Annotated in this window: 24 protein-coding genes; 7 read left to right on the top strand and 17 right to left on the bottom strand. The window is 61.9% G+C overall.

The features are described from left to right. Positions 1–4: 4 nt before the first annotated feature. The 12 genes from FKM97_RS03515 to obgE form a co-directional block, all read right to left on the bottom strand. Positions 5–955, bottom strand: coding sequence for a TAXI family TRAP transporter solute-binding subunit (locus FKM97_RS03515; RefSeq protein WP_428977890.1), 951 nt, complete (start codon positions 953–955; stop codon positions 5–7). 105 nt (positions 956–1,060) lie between these two features. After that, positions 1,061–1,393 (bottom strand): hypothetical protein, encoded by a 333-nt coding sequence (locus FKM97_RS03510; RefSeq protein WP_143957722.1) that lies wholly within the window; start codon positions 1,391–1,393, stop codon positions 1,061–1,063. A 92-nt stretch (positions 1,394–1,485) separates the two neighbouring features. Next, a complete protein-coding gene (locus tag FKM97_RS03505) occupies positions 1,486–2,007 on the bottom strand; it encodes an RNA pyrophosphohydrolase (RefSeq protein WP_143957721.1) in 522 nt (173 codons plus the stop codon). A 15-nt stretch (positions 2,008–2,022) separates the two neighbouring features. Next, positions 2,023–3,027: a divergent polysaccharide deacetylase family protein gene (locus tag FKM97_RS03500; protein ID WP_170240722.1), complete on the bottom strand. Its 1,005-nt coding sequence runs from the start codon at positions 3,025–3,027 to the stop codon at positions 2,023–2,025. Positions 3,028–3,199: 172 nt separating this feature from the next. Continuing rightward, positions 3,200–4,543, bottom strand: coding sequence for a S41 family peptidase (locus FKM97_RS03495; RefSeq protein WP_143957719.1), 1,344 nt, complete (start codon positions 4,541–4,543; stop codon positions 3,200–3,202). After that, positions 4,540–5,811 carry a murein hydrolase activator EnvC family protein gene (locus FKM97_RS03490; RefSeq protein WP_170240721.1) on the bottom strand — a complete coding sequence of 424 codons (1,272 nt, stop codon included), beginning with the start codon at positions 5,809–5,811 and terminating at the stop codon, positions 4,540–4,542. Before FKM97_RS03490 ends, FKM97_RS03495 begins: the two co-directional genes overlap by 4 nt. Positions 5,812–5,865: 54 nt before the next feature. Then, positions 5,866–6,348 (bottom strand): 23S rRNA (pseudouridine(1915)-N(3))-methyltransferase RlmH, encoded by a 483-nt coding sequence (gene rlmH, locus FKM97_RS03485; protein ID WP_143957717.1) that lies wholly within the window; start codon positions 6,346–6,348, stop codon positions 5,866–5,868. Between the two features lie 27 nt (positions 6,349–6,375). Continuing rightward, positions 6,376–6,720, bottom strand: coding sequence for a ribosome silencing factor (gene rsfS / locus FKM97_RS03480; protein WP_342783533.1), 345 nt, complete (start codon positions 6,718–6,720; stop codon positions 6,376–6,378). 259 nt (positions 6,721–6,979) lie between these two features. Continuing rightward, entirely contained in the window at positions 6,980–7,591 is a 612-nt protein-coding gene (locus FKM97_RS03475) for a nicotinate-nucleotide adenylyltransferase (RefSeq protein ID WP_143957716.1), read from the bottom strand. Positions 7,592–7,607: 16 nt separating this feature from the next. Further along, positions 7,608–8,891, bottom strand: coding sequence for a glutamate-5-semialdehyde dehydrogenase (locus FKM97_RS03470; RefSeq protein WP_428977889.1), 1,284 nt, complete (start codon positions 8,889–8,891; stop codon positions 7,608–7,610). Beyond that, positions 8,884–10,014 carry a glutamate 5-kinase gene (gene proB, locus FKM97_RS03465; protein ID WP_143957714.1) on the bottom strand — a complete coding sequence of 377 codons (1,131 nt, stop codon included), beginning with the start codon at positions 10,012–10,014 and terminating at the stop codon, positions 8,884–8,886. Before proB ends, FKM97_RS03470 begins: the two co-directional genes overlap by 8 nt. Beyond that, the gene (gene obgE, locus FKM97_RS03460; protein WP_143957713.1) at positions 10,011–11,060 is read right to left on the bottom strand and encodes a GTPase ObgE; all 1,050 of its coding nucleotides are present in this window, start codon (positions 11,058–11,060) and stop codon (positions 10,011–10,013) included. Before obgE ends, proB begins: the two co-directional genes overlap by 4 nt. A 48-nt stretch (positions 11,061–11,108) precedes the next feature. Here obgE and FKM97_RS03455 point away from each other — a divergent pair, with 48 nt between their 5' ends. The 3 genes from FKM97_RS03455 (at position 11,109) to xth (ending at position 15,013) form a co-directional block, all read left to right on the top strand. Next, a complete protein-coding gene (locus tag FKM97_RS03455; protein WP_143957712.1) occupies positions 11,109–12,326 on the top strand; it encodes a TIGR03862 family flavoprotein in 1,218 nt (405 codons plus the stop codon). 113 nt (positions 12,327–12,439) lie between these two features. After that, positions 12,440–14,101 (top strand): carboxylesterase/lipase family protein, encoded by a 1,662-nt coding sequence (locus tag FKM97_RS03450; RefSeq protein WP_143957711.1) that lies wholly within the window; start codon positions 12,440–12,442, stop codon positions 14,099–14,101. 93 nt (positions 14,102–14,194) lie between these two features. Then, on the top strand, positions 14,195–15,013 hold the full coding sequence (gene xth, locus FKM97_RS03445; protein WP_143957710.1) for an exodeoxyribonuclease III: 819 nt from the start codon (positions 14,195–14,197) through the stop codon (positions 15,011–15,013). Here the strand turns inward: xth and FKM97_RS03440 are convergent. Further along, positions 15,010–15,450, bottom strand: a complete 441-nt coding sequence (locus FKM97_RS03440; RefSeq protein ID WP_143957709.1) for a tellurite resistance TerB family protein — start codon at positions 15,448–15,450, stop codon at positions 15,010–15,012. The two genes, xth and FKM97_RS03440, sit on opposite strands and share 4 nt — an antisense overlap. A gap of 69 nt (positions 15,451–15,519) precedes the next feature. Between FKM97_RS03440 and FKM97_RS03435 the strand changes: the two genes are divergently transcribed. Continuing rightward, positions 15,520–15,969: a GNAT family N-acetyltransferase gene (locus FKM97_RS03435; protein WP_170240720.1), complete on the top strand. Its 450-nt coding sequence runs from the start codon at positions 15,520–15,522 to the stop codon at positions 15,967–15,969. A gap of 16 nt (positions 15,970–15,985) precedes the next feature. On the opposite strand, the gene FKM97_RS03430 is transcribed toward FKM97_RS03435, so the two are convergent. The 4 genes from FKM97_RS03430 to tsaD are packed head-to-tail and all read right to left on the bottom strand — an operon-like array spanning position 15,986 to position 18,830. Continuing rightward, on the bottom strand, positions 15,986–16,414 hold the full coding sequence (locus tag FKM97_RS03430; RefSeq protein ID WP_143957707.1) for an EVE domain-containing protein: 429 nt from the start codon (positions 16,412–16,414) through the stop codon (positions 15,986–15,988). A 15-nt stretch (positions 16,415–16,429) separates the two neighbouring features. Continuing rightward, positions 16,430–16,723, bottom strand: a complete 294-nt coding sequence (locus tag FKM97_RS03425; protein ID WP_143957706.1) for a YciI family protein — start codon at positions 16,721–16,723, stop codon at positions 16,430–16,432. Positions 16,724–16,734: 11 nt separating this feature from the next. Then, entirely contained in the window at positions 16,735–17,727 is a 993-nt protein-coding gene (locus FKM97_RS03420; protein ID WP_143957705.1) for an NAD(P)H-dependent glycerol-3-phosphate dehydrogenase, read from the bottom strand. After that, complete coding sequence (gene tsaD, locus FKM97_RS03415; protein ID WP_143957704.1) at positions 17,724–18,830, bottom strand: tRNA (adenosine(37)-N6)-threonylcarbamoyltransferase complex transferase subunit TsaD; 1,107 nt, start codon at positions 18,828–18,830, stop codon at positions 17,724–17,726. Before tsaD ends, FKM97_RS03420 begins: the two co-directional genes overlap by 4 nt. Before the next feature lie 99 nt (positions 18,831–18,929). Here tsaD and hemC point away from each other — a divergent pair, with 99 nt between their 5' ends. From hemC to FKM97_RS03400, 3 genes are read left to right on the top strand one after another with little or no spacing between them, the layout of a single operon-like run. Continuing rightward, positions 18,930–19,859 (top strand): hydroxymethylbilane synthase, encoded by a 930-nt coding sequence (gene hemC, locus FKM97_RS03410; RefSeq protein ID WP_143957703.1) that lies wholly within the window; start codon positions 18,930–18,932, stop codon positions 19,857–19,859. A gap of 1 nt (position 19,860) precedes the next feature. Continuing rightward, positions 19,861–20,574 (top strand): uroporphyrinogen-III synthase, encoded by a 714-nt coding sequence (locus FKM97_RS03405; RefSeq protein WP_205014676.1) that lies wholly within the window; start codon positions 19,861–19,863, stop codon positions 20,572–20,574. 47 nt (positions 20,575–20,621) lie between these two features. After that, a complete protein-coding gene (locus FKM97_RS03400) occupies positions 20,622–21,965 on the top strand; it encodes a COG4223 family protein (RefSeq protein ID WP_143957701.1) in 1,344 nt (447 codons plus the stop codon). The last annotated feature ends 11 nt before the right edge of the window (positions 21,966–21,976 follow it).

The raw sequence follows: 21,976 nt of genomic DNA, 5'->3' as shown, positions 1-21,976 counted from the left end.
AGCGCTATTCGATCCCCGCTTCCTTGTAATAGCGGGCTGCACCGGGATGCAGCGGGATCGGCAGGCCTTTGATGGCCTGTTTTGCATTGATCGCCTTCGCAGCCGAATGCGCCATGGACAGCTGGTCCAGATGGTCGAACATGGCCTTGGTGAGAAGATAGACAGTCTCTTCGGCGACCCCCTCGCGGGTCACCAGGATGTTCGTGATCGCTACCGCCGGCACGTCTGCGGACTGGCCATCATAGGTACTCGCCGGGATATTGGCGGCCTGGTATGCCGGATTGCCAATCTTCTCCACGACATCCGCCGGCACCGGAACGACGACGATCGGCACTGACGTGGCCAAGTCGCGGATCGAGGAGACGCCGAGCCCCGCAGATTGCAGGGTCACATCCAGCTGGCGGTTCTTCATCAGGTCCACGGATTCGCCGAAGGGCAGGTACTCGACCTTGCTGAAATCCTCGTAAGTGAGACCCGCGGCCTTCAGCACGGCACGAGCATTGAGCTCGGTGCCGGAGCGCGGCGCACCGACAGAGATCCGCTTGCCCTTGAGATCAGCCAGCGTCTTGATGCCGGAGGCTTCGGTCGCAATGATCTGAACATAATTGTTGTACAGACCGCCGATGGCGCGAAGCTTCTCGAGCTTATTCGGGAAGCCAGCTTCCTTTTCCCCGTTCCACGCGTCGGCAACGGCATCGCCGAGGCTGAAGGCCACTTCCGCACGGCCCGCTTCCAGAAGGTTCAGATTTTCAACCGATGCCTTGGTCGACTGGACGGAAATCTTCGCATCCGGCAGTGCGGCGCCGTAAAGCTTCGAGAGCGCCACGCCCAGCGGGTAGTAGACGCCGCTGGTTCCGCCGGTCACGATGTTGACGAATTCGGCAGCACTGGCCGGTGTCCCAATGGCCAGTCCGGCGGCAGCGATGGCGCCAATGACATGGCGGCGATTGAACAACTTCCTCATCGTTTCCCTCGAGTTTCTTGTGCGATGAGGCATCATAACCAGCTTGAGGCGAGATGCCACCCTCCTTCAGGCTAAGAGGGTGGCATCGACCGGCGCCTAGATCGACATCGATGTTCCGTCATCCAGGAATTCAATGCCGTAATTGGACGGGCGAGCATCTCCTTCGTCGATCGACCTCATCGATCGCGACGGAGCACTGCCTGCTCGGGGTGCCGAAGATCCGTGACCCATATTGAAAAGGTTCGACAAGCCCTGAGATAAATTCAATTCATCGATCTGGGCTATGACGACCTTGTCGATGTGAAAATTCATGGTCCCGATATTGATCGACACTTCGCTCTCCATTTCCGGTTCGTTCTTGTTCTCCGCGGAGATGGAAGACTCCGGCTTCTCAGGCTCAGAATTGCTTATTGCGGCGTTGTCAGACATTCTCGCTCCAATGGATGCTGTCCCCGACCCCTGCCGGGTGAATGCTGGTCAATTGTGCAGAGGGCGAGAGGGAAGTCCGCCGAAACTTAGGCTCAGATCGATCTGACGAGGGGAGCGAACGTCGCCACGACCTGCTCATAGACGTGGCGTTTGAAGGGGACCACCAGACTCGTGACCTCCGAGATATCCACCCAGCGCCACTCGTCGAATTCGATTTCTCCGCCATCGGCCGGGATCAGATTGAAGTCGCTGTCGCGCCCTTCATAGCGCATCAGGAACCATTTCTGCCGCTGGCCGCGGTAGCGACCGTGCAGTGCCTTGCCGATTGCCGACCGCGGCAGATCGTAATGAAGCCAACCCTGGGTGTCGGCGATGATGGAGGCCTCGCGCGTTCCCACCTCCTCAAACAGCTCGCGGAACGCCGCTTCGCGCGGATTCTCGCCCTCATCGATGCCTCCCTGAGGCATCTGCCAGAGATCGAACCCCAGATCACATTCCCACTTGGGCACGCGTTTGCCCAGCCAGACCCTGTTCTCGGCGTTCATCAGCATGATTCCAACGCAGGGCCGATACGGCATGGCAGCGATCTGCGCGTCGTCCAACTTCTCACTCATAGGGAAAGCTTTCGATCATTGAGGCTCAAGAACAAGGGCTGCGCTTGCAGGCACAATCATAACCCGCTTCGTCACCATCGCTCGCTTCGTCCAAAGTTCAACCCGTTCCAGGGTCGCCGGAAAGGCCGAGCCGACCGCCAAGGCAAAGCCTTTACGCTCGGCGATGTTCAAGAGTTCCTCCAGGGCCGCATCGATGGCTGCAGGATCCGAGTCTTCGTCGATGACGATGTCCGCGCCCAGATACTTCATGTCCACATCATCAGCAACCGCTGCCGCCTTGCTTTGACCGGACGGCATGTCCTCGACGAATAAAAGCCCTCGCCGCTTCAGTTCATGCGCCAGGGGCTCCAGTGCCGCCTCACTTCCGAGGAACTTGCCGCCCAGTTGATTGATGACACCGAAATATCCCGCAGCGCGCGCGAGATGCCAGTGAAGATCATCCTGGATCTCGGCAGGCGACATGCTCGCCAGCAAGGTGCGGGCTCCCGGGCCGGCGTTTGGATGAGCGAGCGCCTCCATGGGAAGCTGAAGGAGGACCTCGTGCCCCGAAAGGCGGGCGCGATCGACCCAGCTTTGCAAATTCCGGCCGTTCGAATCGATCGCGAGGGTGACCTCCTCAGGCAGCCGTTCGATCGCTGCGGCAGACATTTCATCATTTCCGCCGACGCCGCCGATGATCAACGCCACTTTCGGCAATGGCGACGCCATGGCCTCGGCAGAGATCGGTCGGGAATATGCGCTCAGCGGGGTTTCGTCGCCTGAAATTCGAGGCAAGGCCCCGTATCGTCCAGGCTCCAAGAGGAGGGAAAGCGGCGCTTTTCTGAGGCTCGAGGGCCCCGTGGAAGAGCGGACCGAGCCCGTCGCCATAGGGTCGCTCTTTTGGATCTTGGCCACTACTCTCGGCTGGCCACCACTGAGGTCATGGGCGAGGACCAGCCAGGCGAAGACCATCAGCAATAAAGCTGCCAGGGCTGCTACGGCAATCTGCAGTGCCGACACTGAACCACGGTGAGCGGTCATCCTGAGCCGCTTCGGTTGGAGTGGCCTGCGAAGATCGTTGTCGAGCATCGCCTGCTCTGGTCGCCGGTTGTTCGTGTAGGGGTGATTATAAAACCGAGGACTACAGATTTCCTTAAAGGAAAAGCGGGGCGTGAGGGCGCCCCGCTTGATGACATTTCGGACCCTTTCAGGATCAGTTGGCCTTCACCTGCGGTGTGTTCGGTTTGGCGGTCTTGGTCGCCTCGCTCACGGCACCGCCGCGCAGGAAGTTCAACGCATATTGCAGCTGCGTGTCCTTGGCCTTGTCCTTCGGGACATAAGCCGGGGAGCCCGTCGCCTCCTCGGTTCCATTCTCGTTGGTGAGGTGGCCCCGAAGACTGGCCTCGCCACGAGTGGTGCTCGGGACCTTGTCCGCTTCCTCGGCCGGGATCGCTTGATCGACCTTGATATCGGGGTCGATACCCTGAGCCTGGATGGAACGGCCCGAGGGCGTAAAGTAGCGAGCGGTCGTGAGCCTCAATGCACCGTAGCTGCCCATGGGAATGATGGTCTGAACCGAACCCTTGCCGAAGGATTTGGTGCCGATGATGGTCGCCCGTTTGTGGTCCTGGAGGGCGCCGGCCACGATTTCAGAGGCTGAGGCAGAACCGCCATTCACAAGAATGACCACCGGCTTGCCATCGAACAAGTCGCCAGGCTGGGCGTTGTAGCGCTGGGTCTCATCCGCATTTCGGCCGCGCGTCGATACGATCTCGCCGCGGTCAAGCAAGCTGTCGGAGACGGAGATCGCTCCATCGAGCAAACCGCCGGGATTGTTGCGAAGATCAAGAATGTAGCCCTTGGCCTTGCTGCCGAGCTTGGCCTTGATGTCCCGGACTGCGTTTTCGAGGCCTTCCTGGGTCTGCTCGTTAAAGGAGGTCACCCGGATGTATCCGACGTCGTCCTCAATCTCGGAGCGCACGGCGCGGATGCGGATGACATCGCGCTTAAGCTGGAGCTCCAGGGGCTTGTCGGCGCCCTGACGCTGGATCTGCAGCTTGATCGTCGTGTTTACCGGGCCCCGCATCATGTCCACGGCCTCGTTCAGGGTCAGCCCTTGAACATCCGTTCCATCGATGCCGATGATGAGATCGTTGGGCTTCACGCCGGCACGAGAGGCTGGCGTATCCTCGATGGGATAAACCACCTTCACCAAGCCATTCTCCATGGTGACCTCAATTCCGAGGCCGCCAAACTCGCCACGGGTCTGCACCTGCATCTCGCGGAAGCGCTCTGCATTCATGTAGCTCGAATGCGGATCGAGAGAGGCGAGCATGCCGTTGATCGCCGAATCGATCAGTTCTTCCTCGTTCGGCGCTTCGACATAGTCCGAACGGACGCGGTCGAACACGTCCCCGAATAGGTTCAGCTGACGATAGGTATCCGTCTTCGACGCGGTCGCGGCGTCCAACGCAGATGCCCCATTCCAGGCAACGGTGGCGACGATCGCGCCGATCGCAGCGTAGCCCACAGCGCTCAAGGTCTTGCTTCGCATTATTTCCGTGCCTCTCTACCCGTTCCGGCCCACCAAGGTGCAGGATCGATCGTATCGCCGTTCTTCCGAAATTCTACATACAATACTGGCCGAGGATCGCCCATACGATCGCCGATCAATGTTGCGCGCGCAGGTTCCTTGCCCATCACGCCAATCGGCTCGCCAGCACGAACAAACTGACCGGTCTGCACTGTCATGCCTTCAAGGCCGGCGAGAAGAACATGATATCCTTCGCCGACGTCCAGGATCAAGAGTTCGCCGTAACTTCTAAACGATCCAGCATACTCAACGCGCCCATCCGTCGGCGAGGTGACCTGAGCCTCCGCACGAGTCGCAATCGAGACGCCCTGCGTGTGGCCACCGAATCCATTGCCATCACCATAGCCGCGAACCAAGGTCCCCTGTGCTGGGAAGCTCAGTTTTCCTTTTGCACGAGTGAAGGGTATTTGCGGCTTCATTTGGGCGGCGAGCCGTTCCTCTTCCGCCTGCCGGGCCTGTTCTGCCGCGGCGAGTCGCCGCTGTTCAATCTGGGAGAGCAGTTCTTTCAGGGATGCAGCTTTGGCGGCGAGGCCCTCAACACGCTTCCTTTCGTCCTGCAGAGCATTATTGGTGGCACTGACCAAAGATCGCTTCTGCTCCAGAATGGCGGCGATCTGGGTCTTCTCCGATTCGAGCCCGCTCACATTCGTCTCAAGCACCTGGCCCTCGCGGAGCATGCGCCGCCGAAGCTCGGCGAGACTGGTGATATCTGCCGTCAGGGCGTCGGCCTGTGCCTTGAGCTCGGGGATCACGTTGCCAATCAGAATCGCTCCGCGGACGGCCTCCAGCGCATCGTCGGGCCGGACGGCAAGCGCCGGCGGCGGATTCCGCTCGAGGCGCTGCAGACCGGCCAATAGTTCCGAGAGGAAATTGCGGCGTTCAGCCAGTCTCTCCTGCAGCTTTCGCGCTTGATCGTCGAATGTCACGAGACGCTGCTCGGCTGCCGTGATGGCGCCTTCACGCGATTGAATCTTGCCGGCCAAGGCCACGAGCCGCTCCGACAGCTCTGCCGATTCCTTCATGAGGGCGGCGACCTTCTCCGTCAGTTCCGACTGACGCGCCTTGCCGCTCTCGATCTCAGAGGTGATCGCCTCCAGCTCGTTTTGTTTCTGCTCGAGGTCCGCGCCGGTTTCCTGTGCAAAGGCAGGCTGCGCGAGAAGGCTCAGGCCCACGACCACGAACGCGACAAATAGCCGCGCCGGCCCGGCACGAAACTGTGACGGCACGCCCATTGGGACACCCAAGCGCATCATGCTTCCGGCGCGACCTCACTCCAGACTGAACCGTTACGCTCTGTGATAGGGATGATTCAGCAAAATGGTAACCGAACGGTAAATCTGTTCAGCCAGCATCACCCGGGTCAAACCGTGAGGCCATGTCATTCGGCCAAAAGCGACCCTCAGCGACGCCTTGGAAAGGACCTCTTCGCCATGGCCGTCGGGGCCGCCAATGGCAAATCCCAGGTCATTCACACCGCCGTCGAGCCAAGCCCGAACGCGTCCTGACAGCTCGACACTGCTCACCTGCTCTCCGCCCTCATCGAGCGCAATGAGCGTTGCCCGAGAGGGCAGCGCCGACAGGATCCGCTGAGCTTCGTCCGCCTTCCGCAGAGTCACCGTCTGCGCCGAGGATTCAGGCAGTTCGCGCAGATCGATGCTCGATATCCCGAGGCTGCGACCCTGGGCTAGCGCACGTTTTCGATATTCGTCAAACAGCTCCTGCTCGGCTCGACCTCTGAGCCGCCCAACAGCCACGATCGAAACGCGCATCGCGTCTCGCCTTCCTCGAAGCTCAGTTCAGCCGGCAAGCCGCTCCATGGGAGCATTCGCCGACCAGAGCTTCTCAAGATTGTAAAATCCGCGCACCTCGGGCCGGAAGACGTGGACGATGATGTCGCCCGTATCGATCAGCACCCAATCGCAATGCGGGATTCCCTGCACACGCACATTCTGACACCCCTGTTCCTTCAAGGACTCCAGGAGTTGATCGGCAATCGCGCCCACGTGCCGCTGCGAGCGACCGGACGCGATGACCATATGATCTGCAAGGGGGGTCTTTCCGGTGAGATCGATCGAGACGACCTCTTCTGCCTTCGCGTCATCGAGACACTCGAGAACCGAGGCAATGATCGGTGAAGCCACGCCATGAGGCAAGGCTCCATTCTCTGGACCACGATGCGAGGCACCGTGCCCGTCTACATGGGCTGTCAGGGTTATGATCCTTTCACTTTCGCCAGCACGCCTACGGGAGACTTCATACTCCGCGCTCAACGTTACAATCTTCTACGCACGACACGACAACAGAATGAACGCTCTGACCCGCTTAGATTACCGCGGCTAATATGATGTGCAATAGCGCCACTGCAACACAATGACTAAAGAATGATGAAACAGCCTGCACCTATTTTGCGGCGGTTGTTCGTCGAATCGCCGTGGAACTGTCCATCCGACGTCTCATGGAGAGGAAACTCCAAGCCGGCGCTCTCCGGTCCGGCAGGGTCGCACACAGGTTCGACGAGACGCGATAACGGCCGAGCCTTTGGGCTGCCGGGGAGGTCAGCGCGGCAATTGTGTAGCCGGGGCGATCAAAAACTGCCAGCGGCAGGGTGAACGGGATTTCCAGCCAATAATGCCAGTGATGGAGCGTCGCAAAACTGTCGGCGCCCATAACCCAGACGAACCGCGCCCGGTTGAGAAGTGGTGACAGCGCGCGCAGGGTGGCTGCCGTATTGCCGGTTCCCAAGCGCTTCTCGATCTCGAGCACGCGCAGACGCGGATGCAACGCCAGGGCCTTGGCGCGGGCCACTCGCTTTTCAAAATCATCGGTGTCGGCAGGGTCCTTCAGCGGATTTTGCGGCGAGACCATCCACCATAGCTGATGCAGATCGAGCTCCTTCAGGGCGGCGAGGCTCACAGCAAGATGGCCCGCATGAGCAGGATTGAACGACCCTCCGAACAGGCCGATGCGCATGGACGGATAGACGAGGGGAAATGGCAGGGGCAGCGCGCTCATGGGCGGAAGCGGCCGGTCACGGACGGATCTGACCGGTGCCCCGCACCACATATTTGAAGGTGGTCAGCTGTTCCAGCCCAACCGGTCCCCGCGCATGAAGGCGCCCCGTAGCGATGCCGATCTCCGCGCCCATGCCGAATTCTCCCCCGTCGGCGAACTGGGTGGAGGCATTATGCAGAACGATGGCGCTGTCAACCTCACGCAGGAAGCGCTCTGCCGTCTCGGCATCATCGGTGATGATTGATTCCGTATGCTGGGATCCGTAATGGCCGATATGGGAGATCGCCCCGCCGACCCCATCCACCACCTTCAGCGAAACGATCGCGTCGAGGTATTCGGTCGACCAGTCGGCTTCGCCCGCTCTTAGCACTCGCGGGTCGGCCGCCATGGCCAAAGGGCAGCCACGGACTTCGCAGCCGGCCTCGATCAATGCGCCGATCAGCGGCTTGAGTTGAGTGTCCGCACCTGCCTTGTCCACCAGTACGGTTTCCGCCGCTCCGCAAATCCCGGTGCGGCGCATCTTGGCATTGACCACGATGTCACGCGCCATGCGGGCATCTGCAGCCTTGTCGACATAGACATGGCAGAGCCCTTCCAAATGACTGAAAACGGGCACCCGGGCATCGAGCTGGACCCTTGCGACAAGGCTCTTCCCACCACGGGGAACGATGAGGTCGATGGCGCCATCAAGGCCCGCCAGCATCATGCCGACGGCGGCCCTGTCGGATGTCGGGACCAGTTGAATGGCTCCCTCCGGCAGGCCGGCCCTGGCCAAGCCGGATCGCAAGCAATCGGCAATGGCGGAGCTGCTTGCGAAACTATCCTTACCACCGCGCAGGATCACGGCGTTGCCTGCCTTCATGCACAAGGCTCCGGCATCTGCCGTCACGTTAGGCCGGCTCTCGTAGATCACGCCGATCACGCCGATGGGTGTGCGGATCCTCGAAATCGCCAGGCCGTTCGGTCTCGTCCATTCGGCGATGGCCTGGCCGACGGGATCAGGCAGGGCAGCGATGTCATCCAGCCCTGTCGCCATGGCTTCTATGCGATCGGGTGTCAGGATCAGGCGATCGATGAACGACGCGGCGAGATCGCTCTCCTTCGCGCGCCGGACATCGCCCTCGTTTTCCGCAATAATCTTTGATGAGCCGCTGCGAATGGCTTCCGCCATGAAGCGGAGGGCATCGTTCTTCTGCGGGGTGGTGGCGGTCGCCAAAGTCCGGGCGGCGGAGCGTGCCGTCTGGCCGATCTCCCGCATCGTCCTCTCGAGACCGAAGACCTGATCGGTCGTCTCAGCCAGGCTCATGATGAAAACTCCCGATCACCACCAGATCGTCCCGATGAATCATTTCATCCCGCCCGCGCCAGCCAAGCCGTTCCTCGAAATCGCTGCTGCGGAGGCCGGCGATCCGTTCCGCATCGCTTTTGTCATACGCGACAAGTCCACGCGCGATCTCGCCGCCCGTCAGCGTCATGACGCTCACCGTGTCGCCACGGGAAAACACTCCCTCGATCCGTCGGACGCCCGATGGCAGGAGGCTGCGGCCGGCGAGGAGCGCCTTGACTGCGCCATCATCGACGACAAGGCGGCCAACAGGCTCCAAGGCGCCCGCAATCCAGCGCTTGCGAGAGGCGATGGGCGTGGCTTTGGGCCGGAACCAGGTGCAGTTGCCCCCTTCCGATATCCGTTTCAAGGGATGTAGTTCGCGACCGGAGGCAATCACCATGTGAGCGCCTGCCCCGATGGCGATGCGCGCGGCCTCGATCTTTGTGATCATGCCGCCGGAGCCAACACCGCTCACAGGCTTGCCTGCCATGGCGGCGATTTCCGGCGTGATGTCGAGAACTTCCGGGATCAGCTTCGCCTCCGGCGAGCCTGGTGGCGCTGTATAGAGACCGTCGATGTCCGACAGCAATACAAGGCAATCCGCCGAAATCATGCTGCTCACGCGCGCCGCCAGGCGGTCATTGTCGCCGTAACGGATCTCCGAGGTGGCCACCGTATCGTTCTCGTTGATCACCGGCACCGCGCCTTCGCGGAGCAGGGTCGTCAGGGTCGAGCGCGCGTTGAGATAGCGGCGCCGTTCCTCCGTATCATAGAGCGTCAGGAGGATCTGCGCCGCGACGAGATTGTCGGCGCCCAATATCTGCTGATAGGCGTGGGCCAAGGCGATCTGGCCGACGGCGGCTGCCGCCTGGCTTTCGTCGAGTTTCAGCGGTCCCGGTGCCCAACCCAGTGTCCGTCGCCCAAGGGCAATGGCGCCGGATGACACGATGACGATTTCGGTCCCGCCCGTCCGGAGGTGGGACAGGTCAGCCACCAGGCTTGCAAGCCAGTCGCGGTTGATCTGACCGTCGCCATTGACCAGCAGCGCCGAGCCGATCTTCACGACCAGCCGGCGTGCGAGCTCGAGCCGTTTCATGGATGCCAGCCTTTGGGCTCGGTGACCGGGCCCGCCTGAGGCTCCGCGAGGGTCTTCTTGTTCGCGCTGATGACCCGAAACAATTCACGCATCGCCGCCTGGACACCGATACTGGCCGCACCCGACAGCAGCAGCACCGGCTTGCCGAGTCCTGCGCTCATTTCGGCCCGCTTGGATTCGATTTCCTCAGCGGTCAAGGCATCAACTTTGTTCAACGCGATGATCTCGGGCTTCTCGGTCAGCCCGTGGCCGTAAAGCTCAAGCTCCGAGCGAACGGTTCGATAGGCCTGTTCCGGGTCCTCATGCGTGGCATCGATCAGATGCAGGAGCACGGCACAGCGTTCCACATGGCTCAGGAAGCGGTGCCCCAGACCAACGCCTTCATGAGCGCCTTCGATCAACCCCGGAATATCGGCGAGAACGAATTCATGGGTGTCGATCCTCACCACACCCAAAATCGGTGACAGCGTCGTGAAGGGATAGTCCGCGATCTTGGGCTTTGCTGCCGTCACCGCGGCCAGCATGGTCGACTTGCCGGCGTTGGGGAGGCCGACGAGGCCCGCATCGGCGATCAGCTTCAGCTGCAGCCAGATCCACCGCTCCTCACCGGCCAAACCCGGATTGGCGCGACGTGGAGCCCGATTGGTCGAGGACTTGAAGTGCGTATTGCCGAAACCGCCGTTTCCACCCCTGGCCAGGCAAACGCGCTGGCCAACTTCGGTCAGGTCTGCGATCAAGGTCTCTTCGTCGCTCTCATAGATCTGGGTCCCGACGGGGACCTTGAGGGTCGCGTCATCGCCGGAGGGACCGGTCCGGTTCTGGCCCATTCCGTTGGTCCCGCGCTCAGCCTTGAAATGTTGCTGATAGCGGTAGTCGATCAGGGTGTTCAGCCCGTCGACTGCCTCGACCCAGACATCGCCGCCGCGCCCCCCGTCTCCACCGTTGGGCCCGCCATACTCGATAAATTTCTCGCGTCGGAAGCTGACGCTGCCGTTGCCGCCATCGCCGGAGCGAATATAGATCTTGGCGCGATCAAGGAACTTCATGACGGCGGTCTTTAGCCGGTTTGTAAGGCGGAGCAAAGGAAATGCCGCATGGACATTGATGTTGCGATCATCGGCGGAGGGCCCGCAGGGCTCATGGCCGCCGATGTGCTCAGCAAAGAGGGGCTGTCAGTGACGGTCTTCGAGCGGATGCCTTCGGTGGGGAGAAAACTCCTCATGGCAGGCCGCGGCGGGCTCAACCTGACCCATAGCGAGGACATCGGCCGCTTTTTGAGCCGATTTCCCGAGATGCCCCCGCTTCTCGGCGATGCCCTTCAGGCTTTTCCGCCAGACGCTCTGCGGGCGTGGGCAGACGCCTTGGGACAGGACACTTTCGTGGGATCGAGCGGACGGGTCTTTCCGCGCGCCATGAAAGCCTCGCCGCTGCTGAGACAATGGCTTCGAGACCTCGATCGTCAGGGCGTCCAGTTTCGCCTGCGCCATCGCTGGGCCGGATGGACGCCGGACGGCGCCCTGAGCTTCCACGGACCGGCGGACGCACTTCTTCACGTTCGGCCAGCCGTCACGCTGCTGGCACTGGGCGGGGCAAGTTGGCCCCGACTCGGATCCGATGGCGGATGGGTAGACCTGCTCGAGCCCAAGGACGTGCTGATCAGCCCCCTGCGCCCGGCCAATTGCGGCTTCACCGTCGCGTGGACGAGCCGCTTCCGGGACCGCTTCGCCGGCCAGCCTCTGAAACGCATCGCGCTCAGCTTCGGGGATCAGCGCATGGTGGGCGAGGCCATGGTCACCGGCTACGGCATCGAGGGGGGTGCGGTCTATGCCTTGTCCGCTGGGCTGCGCGAGATGCTGCACCGGAACGGCACCGCCGAACTCATCATCGATCTGCGTCCCGATCTCAGCCTCGAACAGTTGACCGAGCGGCTCGGCAAAAGCCGGAAGGGCGAATCGCAGTCAAACATCCTGAGAAAGGCGGCCCGGTTAAGCCCACTCGCCATAAACCTCCTGCGCGAGGTTCATGGTCAGCTCCCTCGCGATCCACAGGAGCTGGCGGCCGCGATCAAAAGGGCTCCGCTGAAGCTGAGTGGAGTGCAGTCGATTGATCGTGCCATTTCGACTGCGGGAGGTGTCGCTTTCACGGAGCTCGACAGCACGTTCATGCTGAAGCGACTGCCGGGCGTATTCGTCGCCGGAGAAATGCTGGACTGGGAGGCGCCGACGGGAGGCTACCTCCTGCAGGCGACATTCGCGACAGGCCGAAGGGCGGCCGAAGGTGCCCTGCAGTGGCTGCGCCATATCCGAGCATAAACTAAGCCCAACAAACGGACTTGGTGACAAAGCGTCTTTGTCAGTAAGGTCCTGCTGGCTGTGATCACCGTCCGAGCAATATCGATTGCCGGGTTATATTCTGGGGAAGTGGGATGGATCTTAAAGGCATTGCTTCAGCGCGAGCGCGCCTCATCGGACTTGCAATCGTCGCGGCCGTTTGGACCACGGCAAGCCCGGAGGCTTCCGCGCAGGGCCCGGGCTGCAACACTCCCGTCATTCAAACAAGCAGCGGACCTGTCTGCGGCGCGATGCAGTCCGCCTCGGGCGGTGCCGTCCGGTCGTATCGCGGCATTCCCTATGCCCAACCGCCGGTCGGCCCGAACAGATGGCGGGCGCCCTCTCCCGCCCAACCTTCCGGCGGAGTCATCGCAGCCACCGAGTTCGGACCCGCATGCCCGCAGAAGCGCGGCGCAACGTCTCCCTATCGTCAGAGCGAGGATTGCCTCAGCCTCAATATCTGGGCTCCGCAAAAGGCGGAGCGCCGTCCAGTGATGGTGTTCATCCACGGGGGGGCCTTCGTGGAGGGCACCGCCGCAGCGATGCTGTATCAAGGAGAAAACATCGCTTCCCGGGGCGACGTCGTCGTCGTCACCTTGAACTATCGCCTCGGTGCCCTCGGATTCCTGTCCGGCGTTGCTGGACTGACGGGAAATTACGGCTTCCTGGATCAGCAGCTCGCGCTGGAATGGGTTCGTGAGAACATCGCTCAGTTTGGTGGGGATCCCGGGAATGTGACCCTGTTCGGGGAGAGCGCGGGCGCCATGTCGATCGGGCTCCATCTGATCTCACCCCGAAGCGAGCCGCTGTTCCATGCGGCCATCATGGAGAGCAATCCTTACGCCCTGCCCTACCGCTCCATCGACATGAGCAATCGCTCGGGCAAGATGGTCGAGCGCGACATCGGCTGCGATGGCGACCCCAGCCACAACCTTCAGTGCATGCAGGCAGCCTCGGTCGACCTGATCATCAAGTACCAGAATTCCAAGGGAGTCGAGCTGGAGGGCCTGCTGACCAGCATGACCGACATTCTGCAATGGGCTCCGGTGATCGACAGAGAGAACATTCCCAATCAGCCCATCGCCATGAGGATCTCCAAGCCCGTCATCATCGGTACCAACAAGCTTGAGGGGATGGCCTTCGCCGGCGTCATCGACACGGCAGAAGCTGAAGTGACCGAGCGGCAGTACAATGCCGCCATCGACCTTCTCTTCTCGGACCAGGCCTCGGCTGCGATCCGCGCCAATCCCGTCTATGCACCGCGGCCCGGTGACAATTCGGAAGTCTTCGGCCGGATGACGACGGATTACCTGTTCACCTGCGCCAACAAGCACATGATGTCGAAGGCCGCGAGCCGTGTTTACGGTTATCTGTTCACCCATGAGACGTCCTACAAAGTCTGGCCTGGCCTTCCCTTCTGCGACACGCCCGATGGCCGCTTCCAGGCTTGCCACACGGCCGAGCTGCCCTTCGTCTTCGGAAATCCCTATACGTTGTCGGATCAACGCGCACCGCAGCGCCATGCGTTCACGGCGGCCGAGCAGAAGCTGTCGGACGAGATGATCGCGTATTGGACGAGCTTCGCCACGCATCACGATCTGTCCCGGGCAAAGCCCGCATGGCAACCGTTCACGGCGCAGACTCCGGTGCGCCAAGTGTTGGACACTCCCATCGAGTATGCGAACGATCTTGAAGCCAGCTGCCCGTTCTGGGATGCGATCGGCTACGAACAAACGGGCATTTTCAAGGATTTCTGAGGCGTCCACTCACAAGATCAGCCCGGGTCTGGCAGGTTCTGCTTGACCCGGGTGATTGCGCCGGTCATGGAACTCGGGACAAAAAGAGTGCCCATGCGTTTCAAGATCGCCACCTGGAACATCAATTCGGTCCGCCTGCGGATCGGCCTCGTCGAGAGGCTCCTCGCTGAGCACCAGCCTGACATCCTGTGCCTGCAGGAGATCAAGTGCATCGACGACAGCTTTCCGTCGAAGGCCTTTCGCGCGGCTGGATATCACCATCTCGCCTGCCGTGGTCAGAAGGGCTATCACGGGGTGGCGACGATCTCGAAGATCCCGTTCATCGACGTGACGCACCGATTATTCTGCGAGAAAGACGACGCCCGCCACGTCTCGGTCGCGATCCAGGGCATCGGAACGCCGGTGACCCTCCACAATTTCTACGTCCCCGCCGGCGGCGACGAGCCAGACCCCGTCATCAACGAGAAATTCGCGCATAAGCTTTCCTTCCTCAAGGAGATGAGGGGGTGGTTCGCCGATGCCGCAAGTCATCCAACGCCGATGATCATGGTCGGCGATCTCAACATTGCTCCGCTAGAAACCGACGTCTGGTCACACAAGCAGCTGCTGAAGGTCGTCAGTCACACGCCCATCGAGGTCGAGCATCTCGAAGGGGTGCGTGCATCCCATGATTGGGTCGACGTCGTGCGCCGTCATGTAGACCCTGCCGAGAAGCTTTACTCCTGGTGGAGCTATCGCGCGAAGGACTGGGCGGCGGCAGACCGCGGCCGTCGGCTCGACCACATCTGGACGAGCCCGGTGCTGGGCTCGAAATGTACCGGGGTCCAGATTCTCAAGGAGGCGCGAGGCTGGACTCAGCCTTCGGACCATGTGCCGGTGCTGGCCGAATTCGACCTCTCGCTGCCCGATTAGAGCCGGGTTTCCACCGCTTTGCGCATGGTCACGCGGTCGCGCGTGGAGACGCCGATGAGCTCCGCGACCCGCCAGACGAGATTCTCCTCGAAGGGATCCACCTTGCCATCGGCGAGCACGACCTCCCACAGCATCTCGATCAGCTGCTTGCGGCCGTCTTGGTCGAGGGCGTCGGTGATCACGCGGGTAAAGCGATAAAGGTCGATCGCCTCGGCCTCGGCCTCACGCGCTTCCTGGATCAGACTCGACACATCCTGCTCGGACAGACCGAAACGACTCGTCAGTAGGATCCTGATGCGCTCAGACTCGGCGTCGTTGATGGTGTCGTCGATGACGCTGGCGCGCACCAACAGTGCCGCCATCGCGAGCTCGAGCGCCTTCTCGTCTCTGGCGGCGGGATGTTCGACCGGAATAAGGTTCTTGAGAAACTGCCACATGCTGCGTTGTTAATTACGGATGTGCCAAATGTACAGATCGGGACCATTACAAATCGGAAGGATGCGACCATGGCCGACGCGGTGACAGTCCGAGACGCCCGCCCGGCGGATGAGGCGGAATGGCGAGAGCTGTGGGACGGATATCTGCGATTCTACAAGCATGAGCTTCCCGAAGCCGTTACCAAAAACGTCTGGCAGCGGCTGATTTCCGGGGATCCGCATTTCGTCGCCCTGGTGGCCGTCGATGCCCAGGATCGTCCCCTCGGCCTTGCCCATTACGTCGTCCATCCATCCACGTGGACGACAGGATCCTATTGTTATCTCGAAGATTTGTTCGTCGATCCGGAAAGGCGGCGCACTGGAATCGGCCAAGCCCTCTTCGAGGAGGTCTACCGCCGCGCGGACCGGAATGGATGGTCTCGCGTGTATTGGGCGACACAGGAGAACAATTATCGGGGCCGTGCGCTCTACGACAAGATCGGAAGGCACACGGAGTTCATCTTGTACGAGCGTGCCTGACGGCGCTCCGCCGTCGCTATTTCGGCACTTTGGAGAGGCCGCCCAGCTTGCAGACCGTGCTCCACTCCTCAGCCGAAACGGGCTGCACCGATAGCCTGGAGTTGTTGGCCAGCACCATGTCCTTCAGCTTCGGCTCCGACTTCACCGCATCCAAGGTGACCGGCTTCGGCATATCCTCGACCGCCGCGACGTCGACACAAGACCATTTGCCGTCGGTCGCGGTGGCGTCAGGGTGTGCCTCCGCAATCACCCTGACGATGCCGACGACCTGCTTTTCGTCTACCGAATGGTAGAAAAAACCGAGATCGCCGACCTTCATCGCCAGCATATTGTTCCTGGCCTGGTAGTTGCGCACACCGGTCCAGGGCTCGCCGTCCTTGCCTTTGCGCTTCTGGTCCTCCCAGGACCAGGAGCCGGGCTCGGTCTTGAACAGCCAATATGCCATTTCACCAATCCCTGATCAGACGAGCTTGCCGTCCGTGAACACCCAGCGCCATGGCTGCACCTCAACGCTCTGGAAGAGACCGGCCTTCGCGAAAGGATCGCCCGCCGCATCGGCCTTGGCCTGTTCGATCGTGTCGGCCTCGATGATCAGGAGACTGCCGATACCGTTGCCGGCGTCGTCGATGAAGGGACCGGCAATCCTCAACCGCTCACCGAGGGATTTCAGATACTCGATGTGGACAGGGCGGTTGGACGCACGAATCTCGCCCGAATTCGGCTTGTCGCGGTTGATCACGGTAAATAATGGCATTGGCTTCCTCTCTACAGATGTTCGGCCTTCAGCGGCCGGTTCAACAAGGCTTCGATGACAGTATCGATGCTGCTATGACCATCGACGATCTGGTGAACCGCTTCGGCGATGGGCATTTCGATCCCCCGGTCCCGCGCCAGTTCGGTGACGACGGCTGCGGTGTAGACCCCCTCGCTTACGGAGCGGCGCTCTCCCAGGATTTCGTCCATGGTGCGGCCCTGGCCCAAAGCGAAGCCCAGCGACATGTTGCGCGACTGGAGGCTGGAACAGGTCAGGATCAGGTCGCCAAGGCCGGACAAGCCGGTCAGGGTTTCCGTCCGCGCACCGAAAGCGCGGCCGAAGCGCACCAGCTCCGCGAAAGCCCGCGTCGTCAGCGAAGCGCGCGCGCTGTCGCCGAGACCGCGGCCATCGACAATACCGCAGGCAATGGCGAGCACATTCTTCACCGCACCCCCGATTTGCGCTCCGATCAGATCATCTCCCGCATAGGGGCGAAACGTCGGGCCGGCAAGCCCCGCTGCCACGTCCAGGGCATGCTCACGGTTCCGTGCCGCCAGCGTGACCGCCGTGGGCAGGCCCCGTGCGACATCGGCCGCAAAACTGGGTCCTGAGAGCACCATCGGCTCCGCCTGGGGCAAAACCTCCGCCAGCACTTCGCTCATGAGCTTGTTCGTGCCGCGTTCCAGCCCTTTGGCGCAGATGGCGACCGGCGTGTCCGCTGGCAAATGAGGCGCCATCGCCGTGGCCACGGCCCGCTGCGCCTGGGCGGGACAGACAAGCAGCACCATGTCGACTTCGAGAGCCTCGGCCATGTCTGCGGTGGCCCTGATCCGGCTGTCGAGGGCGATGCCCGGTAGAAACACTTCATTGACATGCACCGTGTTGATGCTGGCGACGACCTCCGGCTCCCGGGCCCAAAGCATAACCTCCGAACCGGCCCTGCGCGCGAGACAAGCGAGCGCGGTCCCCCAGGCGCCGCCGCCGATGACTCCGACCCGGCTCATGCCTTCACCCCAGCACCAATGGCAGGAGCGGCGTCGGGATCCAGCGGCCAGCGAGGTCGAGCCGCCACATCCAGGGCATCGGTGAGGCGTAGGGCGAGGCGTTCGGCGCCAGCCCAGGCGATCATCACCGCATTGTCTGTGCACAGATGCAAAGGCGGTATGCTCAGTGTAAAGCCGCCGCGCGCGGCCTCCTGAGCCATCATCGCGCGCAGCGCCTGATTGGCCGCAACGCCACCGGCAACGACCACCACAGGATCGGTTTTACCAGGAAAGCGCAGCCGGAACTGATCCATGGCCCGTCGCATCCTGTCCGCGACGCAATCCGAGATGGCTGCCTGGAAGCTCGCGCAGATGTCGTCGACGTCCCCCTCGGTCAGTGGTTCCAGGGATTGGGCCGAACGGCGCAAGGAGGTTTTCAGTCCCGAGAACGAGAAGTCGCACCCGTCGCGTCCCAGCAATGGCCGTGGAAAAGGGAAGCGCTTCGGATCACCGGTTTTGGCGCGGCGCTCAACCTCGGGGCCTCCCGGATATCCCAGCCCCAGGATCTTGGCCGTCTTGTCGAAGGCTTCTCCCAGGGCGTCGTCGATCGTCGTCCCCAGTCGGCTGTAACGGCCGACGCCTTCGACCACCAGCAGCTGAGTATGCCCACCCGACACCAGCAGGAGCAAATAGGGGAAAGCGAGGCCGTCGGTGAGCCTTGCCGTCAAGGCGTGGCCTTCGAGATGGTTGATCGCGAGCAGCGGCAGGTCGTGCACCAGAGCAATCGCCTTGGCGGTCGTCAACCCCACCAGCAAACCTCCGATCAGACCGGGTCCGGCAGTTGCAGCGATCCCATCGAGATCCTTGAAGTCCATTCCGCTCTCGGCCATCACAGCGGCGATCAGGCGATCGAGATGGGCGACATGGGCGCGCGCGGCGATCTCCGGGACCACGCCGCCGAAGGGGGCATGGTCGTCGTTTTGAGAGAGCACACGTTCGCTGAGGATCTCCGCTCCACCCTGAGGATGCCGCCTCACAAGGGCTGCCGCCGTCTCGTCGCAGGACGTCTCGATGCCTAGCACTGTAAGGCATCCGCCGAGCGTAGGAGGCCCTTCGTGAGACATTTCGCGCATTGTTCCCCTATCGCCGAGACTTCCGCAGCCGGTATCGAACGCTATAGTGCTGCCCAATTCGGACAGCCACTAACATTGGATCGAGCATAGGTGCAAACTCTTCCCATTCGGATCGGCACGCGCGGCAGCAGGCTGGCCCTCATTCAGGCCGAAGAGACCAAACGGCGCCTCATCGATGCGCATGGATTGGCGGCCGACGACGTCACCGTGGTCCCCATCAGCACGACGGGCGACCGCATCAAGGACCGCTCGCTGTCGGAGATCGGCGGCAAGGGCTTGTTCACCAAGGAGATCGAAGCTGCCCTTCTCGACGGCGAGATCGATCTTGCCGTGCACTCGATGAAGGACATGCCGACCGTTCTTCCCGATGGATTGATCATGGGGGCCATGCTGCCTCGCGAAGATCCGAGGGATGCTTTCCTGAGCATGGTCGCGACACGGATCTCAGATCTCCCGCCGGGATCCGTTCTCGGCACATCCTCCGTCCGGCGTCGCGCGCAGGTCAAACGGCTTCGGCCGGACATCCTGACAGTCGAGTTCCGCGGCAATGTGGACACTCGGCTGAGCAAGCTCCGCGCTGGGGTGGCACAGGCAACTCTGCTCGCCAGCGCCGGCCTCAAACGCATGGGGCTCGACCACGAAATCACCTCGATCATCGAGCCTGAAGAGATGTTACCCGCTCTGGCTCAAGGAGCCATTGGCCTCGAGTTGCGGCAAGACGATGAGCGGATTGCCGGGCTTCTGGCGGCGCTCGATCATGGGCCGACATCCATTGCCGTGCTTTGTGAACGTTCCTTTCTCGGTGTTCTCGATGGATCCTGCCGCACGCCGATTGCCGGGCTGTGTCAGCTCGAGGGTGAAAGAATTCAGTTTCGCGGCATGGTGCTCGCGCCAGACGGAAGCGACAGCTGCGAGACCGTACGGGAGGGCTTGATCAGCGAGGCGGCCGCTCTCGGGCGTGATGCGGGTGAGGAAATATTGCGCCGCGCCGGCAAGGCATTCTTCACGGAACCACACTAAGATGCGGCTCGTGATCACTCGTCCTCTGGAAGATGCCGCTCCGTTGCAGTCCCAACTTGAACAATTAGGCCACGAGGTTCTGACCGAGCCGCTCTTGTCGATTCGGCCCCTTCCGCACGCGACACTTCCGGCGGCGGCCTATCAGGCCATCATCGTGACCAGCGCTCATGGTGCCAGAGCAGTCGGCAGCCACGCCAAGCTGCATGGGACTCAGCTGATCGCCGTCGGAGAGAAGACCGCAGAAGCGGCTCGGGAGGCGGGATTTAGAGAGGTCATCACCGCGGGAGGCGATGGTGAGGCTCTTCAGGCGCTGATCGTCGAGACGCTTAATCCTAAGGCGGGGCCGCTGCTGTATGCCACTGGGCGCGACGTCGCCAAGGATCTTTCCCAGACGCTTCCCCCGTATGGTTTTGAAGTCATCCGCGTCATCGTCTATGAGGCGAAGGCTGCCAAGTCTCTCAGCGCCGGTCTGATCGCGGCTTTGGATCAGCGCAAAGTGGATGGTGTGCTCCTCTTCTCGCCCCGGACCGCAACGACTTGGCGCAAAGCCGTCCATCATGACGGGCGCGAGGAACGCTTGGCAGACCTCACTCATTTCTGTTTATCGGCAGCAGTTGCTTCCGCGCTGAAAGAAGATGAGATTATTTCGCTGCGGATCACTGTTGCTGCGGCGCCCACTTTCGACAGTATGATAGAGCTTGTCGGTACAGCGTGAGCCGTCGGTGCTTCAAGTTGCAACGCAAAAGACTTCTGAGAAAATGAATGACTGACGAAGCTAACGACAAGAAGAGCGAAGCGGCGGGCCGACCGGGTCGCCAACCGCCCATCATTGACCTTCATGCGGAGGAGGTCCGCAAGGATAAGACCCCGCCGTCCGACGAGGCTGCCCGCGCTTCGGAGACGCAGGGCGATGGGAAACCAATGCGTTCGCGGCCCGAGATCGTCGAGCCCACCCCTCATCGGGATCCCACTCCAGAAGAGACTGCCGCGGTGACGCAGGATGCGATGTCGTCGGATCCGCTCCGCCGCGTCACGTTGGTCAGTATCGGCGTCCTGTTGGTCGCCGCCGGCATTCTTGCCGGCATCCTGGCCTACCGAGAATTCGGCGCACGGTATTTTCCCACGCCTCAAACCACGGAGATGCTCGGACGCATGCCGGGGCTTGAGCAGTCCATCCGGGACAATCGCAATCGGCTGGACACATTCTCGGAGACCATTGAATCCCTCCGCACCCGTCTGGCCACCGCAGAAGAAAGCCTCACCGGGATTCAGCAGAACATGTCGGCGCTGAGAGCAGCAGTCGACGACGTTCAGAAGACTGTTCAAGCCAATGGGCAGGCGATGAACGAGCTGCGGGAGACGGTAGGGTCTGCGGGCTCGGGGGCCAATGGCGAGACCGACCAGCAGCTCCAGGCTCTCGCCTCGCAGTTCCAAGGGCTCAGCGGCGAGGTCGCGGCTCTGAAGCAGGCACAGGGAGACGCCAGCAGCGGTCCTGACATCACGGCCCTCGAGACACGACTGAAGGCGGTGGAAGAGGCGACGAGTACCCAGATCACCCAGCAACAGGCCCAGATCGCAGAGCAGGCCCGGGCGTCGGCGGCGATCGCGACAGCTCTCGATTCCCTTCGTCAGCGGATTGCCGGCGGGCAGCCTTACGAGGGTGAGATTAAAACCCTGCAGAGCAATCTGCAATCATCGGCCGAGTTGAGCCAGCTCGAGCAGTACGCGAAAATGGGAGTGCCGAGCCGCGAGGCTCTGGCTCAGCGCTTCACCACGGTCCGCGAACAGCTTCAACGCGCCCCCGCTCCGGCTGCGGCGCAAGGGACATGGGCAGCCCTGGTCGATCGTCTGAAGAGCATCGTCCGCGTGCGGCCGGTCGGGGAGACCGACTGGTCGGAGGTCGCGACTCGCATGGCTCCTCTGGTCGATGCCGGCGACATCGCAGGCGCGGTGCGCCTGGCCGATATGGCGGGCGCTGCCCCGCAGCCACCGCTGTCCGATTGGCTCACGAGTGCAAAGGCGCGGATCGATGCCGAACGCAACTTGCAGACCGTGACCGCCCAGGCGCTTGGTCGAATTCAATCTTCTCCCCAATCCGGCGGCTGAGAGACGGTTCC

Source organism: Rhodoligotrophos appendicifer (assembly GCF_007474605.1).
Classification (GTDB): Bacteria; Pseudomonadota; Alphaproteobacteria; order Rhizobiales; family Im1; genus Rhodoligotrophos; species Rhodoligotrophos appendicifer.
The sequence above is the reverse complement of the archived record's forward strand: the minus strand, read 5'-3'. Positions and strand labels throughout refer to the sequence as shown.